This window comes from Corynebacterium parakroppenstedtii, assembly GCF_019754935.1.
Lineage (GTDB): Bacteria > Actinomycetota > Actinomycetes > Mycobacteriales > Mycobacteriaceae > Corynebacterium > Corynebacterium parakroppenstedtii.
The window spans coordinates 100,466-114,046 of the sequence record NZ_JAGSOA010000001.1 but is presented as its reverse complement, the minus strand read 5'-3'; the positions used below and the strand labels follow the sequence as shown (position 1 = coordinate 114,046).

Sequence of the window (13,581 nt, the reverse complement as noted above, 5' to 3'; positions counted from 1 at the left end):
CAGAATAGCGGGAACCCATAGCAGGAAAACAACTGCGCTTCCATCCCTCATACGTGCCTGATACGTGGTGTTTTTGCTCGCACGTGGAAGTCTGGCGCGGCGTCGTCAAGATATGCACGCAGCACCGTCAAAGGCATGAGGGTATGAAAAAAGAGGCGCTACATAACGCAGCACCTCTGTGGTTGGCCTAACACGACCTACTTGCGCAAACTGTCTTCCAAAACATCAAGGGCGAGGGGTAACTCCGGAGCAGTATCACCTGCACCAACGGCAGAGAGCACCCCATCAAAAACGACGATCAGCAACGAACAAATGACCTCAGGGCTGACATCGGTCCGCATGACACCGTCGTCTATCTGCTGGGAGACCCTTCGCCGCACCGCATCGTCGATACGCTTGTGTTCGCTATTCCAACGACAACGAAATGATGGGTCAGTCCGAACGAGCCTTCCCACTTCGAGCTGGGTTAATGCCCATTGGTATCCATCAGGATTGTCGACGATGTTTCGCATAACGTCGATCAGTCCGTGAGAGGCCGCAATGTCTGCCATGTGAATCGCGTCTTCGCGCGCTAGTTCAAAGAACAGACCTTGTTTATCGCCAAAGTGGTGGAAGATCGCTCCGCGGGTTCGTCCGGTCGCCTCCTCGAGCCGCCGTACTGTTGCGCCTTCGTAGCCGTATTCGGCGAAACATGTACGCGCGGCGTCGAGAATCTGTGACCTCCTTCTTTCGAGGTCAACGTCACTGACTTTAGGCATGACCAATACCTGTTGCGAAGGCAGTCTGCCTTAGCTGTCTTCCTTCATCATCCGACGCAGGACGTACTGGAGGATGCCTCCGTTCCGGTAGTAGTCTGCCTCACCGGGTGTGTCGATACGAACAACTGCATCGAAGTTGACGGTTTCACCGTTTTCCTTCGTCGCGGTCACCTTGACCGTCTTCGGGATGGTGTCATCGTTGAACTTCTCGATGCCTTCAATGTCATAGGTTTCCGTGCCATCGAGGCCCAGCGACTTCCAGGATTCGCCCTCTGGGAACTGAAGCGGGATGACGCCCATACCGATCAGGTTGGAGCGGTGAATACGCTCGAAGGATTCGGCAATGACGGCCTTAACACCCAACAGCAGGGTGCCCTTAGCTGCCCAGTCACGGGACGAACCGGTGCCGTATTCTTTACCGCCCAAGACGACGAGAGGAGTCTTTTCCTTCTCATAGTTCAGCGCAGCGTCGTAAATGAAGGACTGCGGTCCGCCTTCTTGGGTGAAGTCTCGGGTGTATCCACCGGAAACCCCATCAAGGAGCTGGTTCTGCAGGCGAATGTTGGCGAAAGTACCGCGGACCATGACTTCGTGGTTACCACGACGAGATCCCAATGAGTTGTAGTCCTTACGGGCCACACCCATGGAGTCCAGGTACTGGGCCGCCGGGGTACCGGGCTTAATTGCCGACGCGGGGGAGATGTGGTCAGTGGTCACTGAATCGCCCAACAGCGCGAGGACACGAGCGCCCTTCACGTCCTCAACCGGATCCGGTTCGACGGACATGCCATCGAAGTAGGGGGCACGGCGAATGTAGGAGGACTCATCATCCCACGCGAATGTTTCACCATCCGGGGTATCCAGGTTCTTCCAGCGGTCGTCGCCTGCGAAGACATCTTGGTAGTCCGTCTCGTACATTTCACGGGAAATGCTGGACTCGATCGTGGATTCGATCTCATCCGTGGAGGGCCAAATGTCTTTGAGGTAGACGTCGTTGCCATCCTGGTCTTGGCCAAGTGGCTGCTCGTCAAAATCGAAATCCATCGTCCCGGCAATTGCGTAAGCAATAACCAAGATAGGCGATGCAAGGTAGTTCATCTTGACGTCTGGCGAGATGCGGCCTTCGAAGTTCCTGTTACCGGACAGGACAGCCGTTGCGGCAAGGTCAGCCTGGTTAATGGCCTGTGAGATTTCGGCGGGCAGTGGGCCGGAGTTACCGATACAGGTTGCACAACCGAAGCCGGAGAGATAGAAACCGAGGGCTTCGAGGTCTTTCCAGAGGTCAGCGCGCTCGAAGTAGCCATTAACAACCTGCGAACCAGGGGCACAAATGGTCTTGACCCATGGCTTCGCGTGCAGTCCCTTTTCAGCAGCCTTACGCGCGAGCAAACCTGCGCCAACCATCACTGAGGGGTTGGAGGTGTTAGTACACGAGGTAATCGATGCAATCGCGACCATGCCGTGGTCGAGCGTGTATTCGCCACCTTCAGGGGACTTCACGACGATCGGGGACGAGGGGCGACCCTCAGCGCCCTCGGCAGCAGATTCGCCATGGCCAGGCCGGGACTCGTTGTAGTCGGCGACATCTTCCTTAGCAGGAGCATCTGCTTCGACAACGTCCTTGACTTCGCCATCACTGTAGTTGTGAAGGTCCTTGCGGAACTGAGCCTTAGAATCGGTGAGCTCGATGCGGTCCTGTGGGCGCTTAGGTCCAGCGATCGATGCAACGACCGTCGACAGATCCAATTCGAGGTACTCGGAGTACTCTGCCTCCGGAGTGTTCTCGTCAAGCCACATGCCTTGTTCTTTAGCGTAAGCCTCGACGAGAGCGCACTTCTCTTCGGAACGGCCAGTCAAGCGTAGGTACCTGATTGTCTCTTCATCGATCGGGAAGATGGCCGCTGTCGATCCGAATTCTGGCGACATGTTACCGATGGTTGCACGGTTAGCAAGCGGCACTGAAGAAACGCCTTGGCCGTAGAACTCAACGAACTTACCGACGACTCCGTGCTGACGAAGCATGTCGGTAATAGTGAGGACCACGTCGGTCGCGGTCACGCCGGCGGGAATTTCGCCCGTGAGCTTAAATCCAACAACGCGTGGTACGAGCATCGACACCGGCTGACCGAGCATGGCGGCCTCAGCCTCAATACCGCCGACGCCCCAGCCCAGAATTCCGAGGCCGTTTTCCATCGTCGTGTGGGAGTCAGTACCAATACATGTATCCGGGTAGGCAAGACCGTCACGGTCGAACACGACGCGGGCGAGGTACTCGATGTTTACCTGGTGAACAATGCCTGTTCCCGGGGGAACAACCCGGAAGTTGTCAAAGGCGCCAGTGCCCCAACGGAGGAACTTGTAACGCTCGTCATTGCGCTGGTATTCAATTTCGACGTTCTTCTCGATGGCATCTTCAGAGCCGAACGCTTCGATAATCACTGAGTGGTCAATGACCATCTCTGCAGGGTTGAGCGGGTTAACCGATTCTGCCTTGCCACCCAACGTGACCACCGCGTCGCGAATGGTAGCGAGGTCAACGATGCAGGCGACACCCGTGAAGTCCTGCATGAGGACGCGGGCCGGGGTGAACTGAATCTCAGTATCGGGCTCTGCGCTCGGTTCCCAGTTTGCAACAGCTTTGATGTGGTCAACAGTAGTGTTCTTGCCATCCTCGTTGCGGAGGAGGTTCTCTCCCAAAACCTTGAGGGAGTACGGTAATTTTTCCATGCCAGGAACGGCGGAAAGACGGAAATAGTCATACGACTTATCTCCAACCTTCAACGTCGATTTGGCATCAAAGGAGTTCTTACTTTCTGACACAGCGAGCTCCAGTCCTCTTCTCTTTCGACTTTCAGGGGTCACAGCTGTCAGAAAACTACTGACAAAGCTGCACAACGTCGTGATTCCTCATGATCCATTGTGGCAGCATTCAAGGCCGCCTGCGCGCAATACCTTGAACTTTGCTCTCAGAATCCCACGACAAGGGGGTTTGCCCAGCATATTGCAGCCCAAACTCTAACAGTACAGACGTACTGTAAGCGAATCTGGGGCCTTATTCACCCCCAAAAGTTACTTACGGGGCCTGAAAGTTGATCCTGTGAGATCGGAAGGTCGCCCACAAGGCATTGATTCCTTTCACTTGGGACACGTATTGGGGTAACGCATTCACTTACGACGCGGCACGCAGCGTCGACAAGCGCATGGGCGAGTTAAAGATGCGCGCCACAAATAGAGCGCTCGCTATCGCGTTACAGTCGGCGACTTTCGTCGGGTTAGGACAGAGGACTTAAAGAGGCCCGAGAGCGACCCCTTCTAGCGCATTTATTAGCTGATCCACAAACTAAGGGGAAGCGCCACAGCGTTCCCAAACCTTCAACCTCAACTTGAGGTTCAAGTTGACACGCCGAAAATATTTAAAACGTGGTGTAAATCACACTTTGTAATTATTCCGTTATCATCCCTGGTCAAGCCTTTAAGCGAGACTCGTGTCAGGATGTGAAGCTTGTTTTTTATGTGATTAGAGTTTCTTCCGATGTTCACGTGCTCTACGGTGGCACTGTTCAAAAAAATAAAGCTGTGCAACCAAAGTCGATACGAGTCAACCCCTGAGGCTAGAGAAGACTCTTCAACCATCCGCCAACCGGGCATGCGGGGAAGTATGCCCGATTGACAGAAGGTGAGGGGATCGGCACACCAACGTGGCTACAGTGGGCAGAAAGTCGTCAAGCTTTAAACCTTGACTTTCCTGTTACCACTTCCGTGGGTCGCTAGGTTCCGTAGCAAGGCTGGTTATCAGGTTTCTACCTCTATTGACTGACGGCTTCAGGCATAGCTCAGACGATGAATGCTTCCGATCAAAGGAGAAATGGCGTGGTAGACCGCAGGGCCTTCCGGACGTCCCATCCGCGACATGCACGCACTCGGCTTGCGGCCGTCTTGCTGTGTGCCGGGCTAGGGGTAACCTCTGCTCCACATGCCATGGCAGCGCCGAACGACGATCCCAATTCCGTCGCGTCGCTTGCCAACGATTTAACTCAGGCACAGAAAAAGCTGACTGAGCTGCAAAATGAACAAGGCGGCATCCGTCAAGAAGCAAATAAGACTGTGTATGAGCTGGATGAGGCCACCAGCGATGCAAACGATGCACAGGAGAAGGTTGTCCAGGCACGGGCGAGGCTCGACAAGTCCCAAAAAGACGTCGAGGAAGCCCAGGACAAGTTAAACTCCCTGTCGCGTTCGCAGTACACGCAAGGTCAAGATTCCAATGCGGTGACGATGGCAGCTGGGGAAGATGCCGTCGCTAATACTCTTGACCGCGCTTCATACTTGCGCACCGAGGCAGCGAAGCAACGCAAAGTTGTCTCGCAGCTAGACAAGGTGCGTACTCAGGCTGCTAATGAGGAGTCCTCTCTCCGCAAGCTGCTTGCCGACGCCTCCGCTAAGCGTAAGGACGCGAAGGAATCCAAGGACAAGGCTCTTGAAGCGATTCAAACAGCGTCACGAAAAGCAGCGGACCTGCAAAAATCTATCCAGGAAGCCGAAGCTCGCAAGAATGAGATCCAGTCACGCCTCGACGAAGTAAAGGGCGACAAGACTGGTTCCTCTAGCAATTCAACAGCGGCGCCGGCTCAGAACAACGCCAGTGACACAAGTGCGGCAAGTCCTTCCACCTCTGCTTCGGCAACGCAGGACAACAAACCTGATTCAGATTCTGCATCACCAGCTGATAACGCTGCTGACAACCAGGACAACTCGTCGGACAGCGCTTCCTCTGACGACCAATCGAGCACAAGCTCTGCGCCTACAACGGAGCAATTAGCGTACGACACGGCTAATGACGGTGATACGGGGACCGGCGAACCCACGCAGGAATCCACCGAGCCCTCGTCGGATACAACTGAGCAGTCGTCTTCAAATGAGCCAGCTACGGCTTCCTCGGAGAATTCTGCTCAGGATCAGCAGGATTCTGCACAGAATGACCAGGCAGACAGCTCCAGTAGTGCAGATAATGCGGACGACCAGGGCGCGAAGGCCGACCAGGGCATTGACTACGCTGCTGCAGATCAGACCGAAAAAGAGCGGTCCGAAGCTGCCGCCGACGCGAAGCAGAAAGCTGATAACGCTTTAGCTGCCGCCAAGGATGCCAAGGAGAAGGAAGACAACGGCGATCCAACCGTTGAGCAGGCACGTCAAAATGCAGCCAACCTGGCGACGATCGCTTCCGAGGCGGTCAAGCGTGTAGAAGAGTTGACCGAAAAGCTGCGGCAGATTTTGGGTGCAGCCTTCGATTCCTCGTCTAACGACGCTGACAAGGCACTCATCGGGCTCACCTCGAGTGGCTTGGCGGCCTTAGCAGCCGGACTGAAGGCAGGCCAGGAAGGAAACGACCCGGTTGCTGCCGCCGTTAATGGCGGACGTCAGGCAGCACGTCAAGCGTGGGACCAGATTCAGAATCAGTCCGATAACAGCGGCAGTAACGCCGGTAACACCGGTAGTGCCAACACCGGTTCGGGATCTGCGTCTACGGCAACGGGCAACACTGGTAGCGGCTCGGGTAGCGACAACAGTGGATCCACGGCTTCTGGTTCCAGCTCGACGAGATCTGACAACACGAGTAATGATCAGAGCAGCAGCTCAACATCGTCGGGTAGCACTGGATCAACCAGCACTGACACCGACAGCGATGGATCCGACTCGGACGACGAATCCACGTCGACTACTTCGCAGCTAGTCAACGGTCTCAAGAACAACTCTGACGCCTTGAACCGAGTGACCGACGGTACTGACCAGGCATCACTCGCTACCTCAATTGGCGGAGGAAACTCAGCCAATAGCTCCACGACGGGAACAACCAACACAGGCGACAATGCACAAACCGCAACCAGCGGTTCTGCAGAAACCCGGATCAACGCCGTCATCGCTCGTGCACAATCACAGCTAGGGGTGCGTTACTCCTGGGGTGGCGGAAACTACTATGGCCCGACCGTCGGCATTAGGGATGGCGGGGTCGCTGACCAATACGGCGATTACGCTCACGCTGGTTTCGACTGCTCCGGCCTGGTGCTGTACGCCTTCTACATCGCTGGCTTCAAGTTGCCGCACTACACAGGAGCGCAGTACCAATCGGGAACTCAGTATCCTGCTTCCCAGATGAAGCGCGGTGACCTGATCTTCTACGGTCCTAATGCTAGCCAGCACGTCGCAATCTACCTGGGCAACGACCAGATGATTGAGGCACCTGAGTCCGGCTCGGTCGTCAAGATCAGCCCAGTTCGTTATGGTGGCATGACTCCGAACGTTGTCCGGCTCATCTCATAAACTAGGCTAGGTCTGCACTCCACACGCACTGCTCACTCCCCTCCTTATCGACGTGGGGATCACCTTGCCGGTACGGTCGTGTACTGGCACGGCACGAGCGCAGCGCGTGGCTTTTGCCGTTAACACCATTGTCTACTGAGAATTGAGACTGTTGAGATGGCCATAAACGATGCCCCGGCGTTGACAGAACCGCCTGGCAGGAAGGACGATCGACCGGCGCACAACCAGATCAACGCCAACGATTGTGGCAACTCACAGACCAGTGAGTACCCCGTTGACGCTATCGTTGTCGCCTCATTCGGTGGCCCGGAGGGTCTGGACGATATTCGTCCTTTCCTCGAAAATGTAACTAGGGGTCGTGGCATCCCGCCGGAGCGTCTCGACGAAGTAGGAGAACACTATCACCACTTCAACGGCATCAGCCCTCTTAATGGTTTAAACCGCGAGATCATTAGACACGTCGAAAAAGAACTTGAAAAGCAAGGTCGCAATCTCCCTGTGTATTTCGCTAACCGGAATTGGCATCCATTCTGGAACGAGACCATAGAGAAGATGGCTCATGACGGAATCCGCCATGCGCTTGTATTTGCTACCTCTGCATGGGCGGGATATTCGGGATGCCGTCAGTACGACGAGGACATTGAAAAGGCTCGGCGCCATTGCCAGGAACTGGGGATTACGCCCCCGGATTTAACGAAACTGCGTCAGTTTTACGACCACCCAGAGTTCATCGAGGCTGAAGCAGAAGCCGTCCAAGAAGCACTCGCCAAAATACCCAGCAACAGGAGAGAAGACTGTCGAATAGTTTTCACAGCTCACTCTATTCCGGTCTCCGCGGATAAGACGTCCGGAAACCCAGATGATGGGGACTACCTGTATTCACGGCAAATTTATGAGGCCGCACATTTGACGGCCACCAAACTTGGGCTGTCAGACGATGATTTCGACCTCGTCTGGCAATCGCGTTCCGGCCCCCCGCATATTCCGTGGTTGGAACCCGATATTGTTGATCATATTTCAACACTCCACGACCAGGGGATTCCGGCTGCCGTTGTATCTCCTATAGGGTTCGTGTCCGACCACGTAGAAGTGGCATGGGACCTTGACACTGAGCTAGCTCATGAAGCAAAAGATTTTGATATGGCCATCGAGCGGGCGGCAACCGTGGGGCCGACGCAGCGATTCACCCGAATGATCATCGATTTGATCGATGAATACATCGAAGGCAGAGAGCCTCTCCGCCTCGGCGGTGAGCCCCAACATGGATGCAGCCTCAACGGGGTCCCGTGTTTTGACAACTGCTGTGTTCCCCCGGCAAAGCACAAACACCATAAATAGTCGCAGAGATTACCTAGGGATTGTTCATCTTGGTATCGATTACCTAGGTATCGCACGAAGCATCTCGCGGACAGCGTAATCCAGCGAGGCTATCCGGGCCTGCCGAATAACCCTGAGCAGAGGGAGGACGTGCTCGTCCCACGTTGCTCCATTGTCGGTAGCGCGCGCTGTATCAATAATTGCTGATAGATGGTCAGCTCGCGCGGACAGTTTCTCTGCTCGCGGATTAAAACCTGCAGGAAAACCAGCAGAGTCATAAAAATCCGTCAGAGTTCCCACCCGAAGCCGTACATTCGGGACATCAGCAATAGCTGCTCGCATCGATGTAATCATCGACGCAGCGTTCCTCGTAGCCTCGGAAAGAGCTAAATCAGCTTCACCAATCGCTGGTGCCGGTGGAGCCGGCACGTCTTCCCCAATTGACGACGCCGTTAAACGCGGGATCCCGTCGGAACGAGAGGGAATAACCAATACGCGCGAATCTGGATCCCCAGACGAAATCATCAATCCCGCTCCCGCGCGGGAAATAGCCTTCTGGTCATCCGAATGACCGGGCACGTGCGGAGGATCACCAGGCGCTGCCAAAACTATACGGACGAGCGGGTCGTCGGCAGTGTGATCGGAATAATCCGACGCTGCCTGTCGGAGTTCACCCAAGAAGTGGACCATCTCGTTGCGTGGAAGTGAATACAGATCATGCCACGCATCAATAGTGTCGTCCGTCGACGCCTCACCAATGAGCCAAAACGCTGTCCATGCTGCTAACCGGTGAACGCGCGCCCACTCATTGCACAGGCCCGAGATAGTTGACACATTCATGGCGTGCCACCATAGCACCTCTCACGGGATACCGTGTCCTCGTCTCACCAGGTTCACGTCGCCTCAGTACACTTCCTCGGTATGAGTTTCCACGACCGCTATTCAGGTGACATCTATGCCGGGCATCCACGCTCCAAGCCCCGCGAGTTCCCCATACTCCCAGCTAAACCTGGCTTAGTGGTTGAAGATATCGCCAGTGGTTATGTGGGGGCGATCGTCGAATTTGAGCGGACATACGACGGAGATTTCGTTCGGTTGGAGGACCGATACCGACGAACGCGTCTGTTCAAAATGCGCAAAGGGGCGTTCCTCTACGAAGGAAAACCCGTCACATTAGTCCGCTATGTTCCACCAAAAGATCCACGACAACAACGAAGCGCATCCGGATCACGGCGTGTAGAAAACCTGCGTGCCAAAGTAGCTGCTCCATCACGAATCTGGGTCGAAGGCGTCCATGACGCGGCGATCGTGGAGCGTATATGGGGCCATGATCTTCGCGTAGAAGGCGTCGTCGTCGAGTACCTTGAGGGTCTCGATAATGCACCGCAACGGGTACAAGATTTTCATCCCACTGCTGAGCGTCGTATCGGGATCCTCGCCGACCACCTGGTTGAGGGTTCAAAGGAATCGTTATTGACCCAGGAGCTTGGTCCGTATGTCATGGTGACTGGTCACCCGTTCATTGACATCTGGGCTGCCGTCAAACCATCGTCCGTTGGTATCAAGGCCTGGCCCGACGTTCCTTATGGTGAGGATTGGAAGACGGGTGTGTGCCGACGGCTCGGATGGTCGGATCCGAAAGAGGGGTGGAACCGTGTCTACAACAGTGTGAATTCGTTCCGAGACGTCGATTCCTCGCTCATTGGTGCGGTTGAACGACTGGTCGATTTTGTCACCGTCGGGCCCGAGTAGGCAGAAACGACGACCCTGTTTTCTGTCATAGCCTTTCTGTACGCTGGACAACGTGAATGCCTTGGTGTGGTTTATCGGTGCGGTACTTCTAGCTGTGCTGGAGCTTTTCGGTGGCGATTTCGCACTATTGATGTTGTCTGGCGGTGCTCTCGCCGCAGCAGGTGTGTCTTTTTTCCAGGCCCCGCTCTGGGTCTCAGTCGTGGTTTTCGCTATTGTGTCATTAACACTCATGTTCGTTCTGCGTCCCTTTTTGAAGCGCAAACTCAGCGAAAAGATCGAAACAGCGGATTTCTCACCGCGAGCCTTGGTGGGAACAACAGGGGAGACCGTCGAGCAGATTTCGTCCTCATCGGGAATTGTTCGGCTCAATGGCGATTTCTGGTCCGCTCGAAGTGCCTTTCATGACGACGTTTTCGAACCTGGGGACACCGTCGTGGTGAGCCGCATTGAAGGCAACACAGCTTTTGTCTTAGAAAGGAGGGATTAATTCATGAGCGCTGGCACTATCGTGATCGTAGCCATCATTGTGGTCATCGTCCTTATCATCATGATGTCCATCAAGTTGGTCCCACAGGGGACGGCGGCAGTCATTGAACGACTGGGACGGTACACGAAAACTGTCGAAGGGGGAATAACGTTCCTCATTCCATTTGTCGACCGTGTCCGATCCCGCGTGGATACCCGCGAACGAGTCGTCAGCTTCCCGCCCCAAGCGGTGATTACGCAGGATAACTTGACCGTGGCAATTGATACCGTGGTCACGTTCCAAATAAACGACCCCATGCACTCCATCTACGGTGTGGATAATTACCTCACCGGTGTTGAGCAGACCACGACGGCTACGCTTCGTGATGTCGTGGGTGGCATGACGCTGGAAGAGACTTTAACGTCACGCGAGGTCATTAATAGACGTCTCCGTGGTGAACTGGATAACGCCACGACAAAGTGGGGGCTGCGTATTAGTCGAGTCGAGCTTAAGGCGATTGATCCGCCACCGTCGATTCAGCAGTCGATGGAAAAGCAGATGAAAGCAGACCGCGAAAAGCGCGCCATGATTTTGACTGCGGAAGGCCAGCGCGAGGCTGATATCAAGACTGCCGAAGGTGAAAAACAAGCTCGTATCCTTGCCGCCGAGGGCGAAAAGCATGCTGCCATCTTGCAAGCGGAAGCCGAGCGCCAGGCTGAAATTCTTCGCGCCGAGGGACAGCGAGCAGCCCGTTACCTACGCGCACAGGGTGAAGCTCGCTCCATCCGTAAGGTGAATGCTGCCATCAAAACCTCGCAGGTCACACCAGATGTTCTCGCTTTCCAATACCTCCAAAAGCTTCCTGAAATGGCTGAAGGATCTGCCAACAAGATGTGGCTGATTCCGTCACAATTCGGTGATGCTCTGGAGTCCTTCACCAAGCAGTTCTCGGACAAGGATTCTGACGGGGTATTCCGCTACGAAGCTCCTAGTGTCGACGAGGAAACCAAGGCAGAGGCAGCGACGGATGAGGATGACGACTGGTTTACCACTCAGTCGGCCCCAGAAATCGCCAAAGCTGTCGCTGAGGCAAACGCCGTCGCGAACAAAACGGTGGATGATCCATTAGACAGTGCTCTGGCCGCTAAACGGAACACGGCGAAGAAGCTCGGGGAAGATCCCTCCACTGCAGGATCAGAGAGCATCGACGTTGCCGGTGCTGACGATCAACCGAACGTCGATTCGCCGGAGGACACGTCGGACGAGTAGTTAAAGTTCCTCCGCCCGGGTTAAAAGGTGGACGGCAAGGTCCCATCCTGCTTGCTCTGCCTGCCACCCCGCCGCAACAAGACGCTGCGACATAGCTTGCTTAGAGATGCCAAGCTCTGCCGCAGCGTCGTTTTGTGTATATCCTTGCCGCATAAGCGCTGTTGCTTCTCGACCTTCCTCAGTCCGCCGGATTAGCACATGGCCAATCAAAGAAAACGCCGCGGAAATATCTGAAGCGAGCTCCGAACTCGCTATGGAAGAGTTCTGGGAGATCGTGGCTATCGACGCGCCCACCGTGCCGGCCCGCTTACCTGTACAACTACGGGCAACCACGGACGGATCGTGCCCTCCGATCCCAATCCCAATAGCCCACTCACCAGCAGAGAGGAAAGCCATGACGACTTGCGCTTCAGATTCTGCGTCGCGAGTAAGGAGCGAAATCTCCTCCACGCCTTCTACTGTGGACTTGAGAACTCCCGCCAAGTGCTCCATAGCCTGAGCACTATTTTTTACGTATTCCGCCCGTCTCATGGTCCGTCCCCGGAACCGAGCATGTACTGCAAAAAGTGATCGAGCCGACGTTCCTCGCGTGTGAGCCATTGCCATGAAGTCAAGGATACTAGCTTGTCATATTCTCGTGTTTTCGTGCTTTTCAATCGTGGTGTCGTCTTTACTTGCCCGTGGTGGCCGCGCAATATCGACAATTAAGCCCGTCAGGCCGACCCCAAAAAGTATGACACTGATCAAAATGGTTAAGGGGCTACCTTGTCCCGCCGCAGCGTCACCAACGAGAACAGTAGCGATCGTACCTGGAGCCGACCCAACTACCGTTGCCAAGGTAAAGGGCAATGCGTTTATCGACGACAAAGCACACACATAGTTCAGAACAGAAAATGGGACGGCGGCAATCATGCGGAGAGAACCAACTGCTAGCCAGCCGCGTCGTCGTAAATGGGCATTAACCCCATCGACAGCAGGGTGGGTGAGGCGTGACTGCACCCAGTCTCGTCCCAGACGGCGAACAATGAGCAGGGATAGTAACGCTGAACATCCGGTCGATATCAGCGCGACACCTATGCCAATAAGCGGGCCGAAGAGGACGCCACAACTAAGGGTAAAAACTGTCCGGGGTATTGGAAACTGGGTTGCAAGAATATAAACAGCCGAAAAGACAAAGGGAAACCACCACCCAGCACCCACGGACCAGTCTCTGAAGGTGGTCACTGAGGGGAGTGGAACGACGAATAGGGCGGCTCCCAGCGCAACGAGGATGATAACACTCAGCACTTGATTGAGACGCGTCCAACGCAACCAACCATGACACACATCGCGAATGATGACACCGATGATATTGAGGAACTGCGCTAAAGCTCGTGACGTTGTTGTCATGGCACGATGGATCCTGGAGCGTCGGCCCGGTGGGTCGGCCTGAGCGCACGTTTGAGTTACTACGTCACGTCGTCGCATAACGTCGGCAAGCCTACCTTCTGGCTGCTCCGTGGATAAGAAAGGTGACCCCAGATTGTGGCTCACATTATTCACCACACATAGGGGAGACGTACGTCACATCATGCTAGAATTGACAGATAATTCGCTATCAAACGGGCGGTAGCGACGTGGAGTCGGGAAAATATCAACCAATGGGGACTACCCTGAGAAGGGAGTGAACGTCGTGCAGGCTCCGTTGTGTTTAACGAAAAC

Annotated in this window: 10 protein-coding genes; 5 read left to right on the top strand and 5 right to left on the bottom strand. The window is 55.0% G+C overall.

The window, feature by feature from the left end; translation table 11 throughout:
- Positions 1 to 197: 197 nt before the first annotated feature.
- Positions 198 to 758 carry a TetR/AcrR family transcriptional regulator gene (locus KCQ76_RS00470; protein WP_046202311.1) on the bottom strand — a complete coding sequence of 187 codons (561 nt, stop codon included), beginning with the start codon at positions 756 to 758 and terminating at the stop codon, positions 198 to 200.
- 30 nt (positions 759 to 788) lie between these two features.
- The gene (gene acnA / locus KCQ76_RS00465) at positions 789 to 3,578 is read right to left on the bottom strand and encodes an aconitate hydratase AcnA (protein WP_046202312.1); all 2,790 of its coding nucleotides are present in this window, start codon (positions 3,576 to 3,578) and stop codon (positions 789 to 791) included.
- A 1,050-nt stretch (positions 3,579 to 4,628) separates the two neighbouring features.
- Between acnA and KCQ76_RS00460 the strand changes: the two genes are divergently transcribed.
- Both KCQ76_RS00460 and KCQ76_RS00455 read left to right on the top strand, forming a co-directional pair.
- The gene (locus tag KCQ76_RS00460) at positions 4,629 to 7,076 is read left to right on the top strand and encodes an NlpC/P60 family protein (RefSeq protein ID WP_221914771.1); all 2,448 of its coding nucleotides are present in this window, start codon (positions 4,629 to 4,631) and stop codon (positions 7,074 to 7,076) included.
- A 156-nt stretch (positions 7,077 to 7,232) separates the two neighbouring features.
- A complete protein-coding gene (locus tag KCQ76_RS00455) occupies positions 7,233 to 8,414 on the top strand; it encodes a ferrochelatase (RefSeq protein ID WP_102215113.1) in 1,182 nt (393 codons plus the stop codon).
- A 39-nt stretch (positions 8,415 to 8,453) separates the two neighbouring features.
- Here the strand turns inward: KCQ76_RS00455 and KCQ76_RS00450 are convergent, their stop codons facing one another.
- Entirely contained in the window at positions 8,454 to 9,233 is a 780-nt protein-coding gene (locus KCQ76_RS00450) for an Rv1486c family protein (RefSeq protein ID WP_052722267.1), read from the bottom strand.
- Positions 9,234 to 9,314: 81 nt separating this feature from the next.
- Here KCQ76_RS00450 and KCQ76_RS00445 point away from each other — a divergent pair, with 81 nt between their 5' ends.
- Genes KCQ76_RS00445 through KCQ76_RS00435 form a run of 3 tightly spaced genes read left to right on the top strand, consistent with a single transcriptional unit; the run spans position 9,315 to position 11,880 of the window.
- Complete coding sequence (locus tag KCQ76_RS00445; protein WP_046202313.1) at positions 9,315 to 10,145, top strand: DUF3097 domain-containing protein; 831 nt, start codon at positions 9,315 to 9,317, stop codon at positions 10,143 to 10,145.
- Positions 10,146 to 10,197: 52 nt separating this feature from the next.
- Entirely contained in the window at positions 10,198 to 10,632 is a 435-nt protein-coding gene (locus KCQ76_RS00440) for an NfeD family protein (protein ID WP_046202314.1), read from the top strand.
- Between the two features lie 60 nt (positions 10,633 to 10,692).
- Positions 10,693 to 11,880, top strand: coding sequence for an SPFH domain-containing protein (locus KCQ76_RS00435; protein WP_373369108.1), 1,188 nt, complete (start codon positions 10,693 to 10,695; stop codon positions 11,878 to 11,880).
- On the opposite strand, the gene KCQ76_RS00430 is transcribed toward KCQ76_RS00435, so the two are convergent.
- Positions 11,881 to 12,486: a hypothetical protein gene (locus KCQ76_RS00430; protein WP_046202316.1), complete on the bottom strand. Its 606-nt coding sequence runs from the start codon at positions 12,484 to 12,486 to the stop codon at positions 11,881 to 11,883.
- Between the two features lie 21 nt (positions 12,487 to 12,507).
- Positions 12,508 to 13,269 (bottom strand): TVP38/TMEM64 family protein, encoded by a 762-nt coding sequence (locus tag KCQ76_RS00425; protein ID WP_231725290.1) that lies wholly within the window; start codon positions 13,267 to 13,269, stop codon positions 12,508 to 12,510.
- Between the last annotated feature and the right edge of the window lie 312 nt (positions 13,270 to 13,581).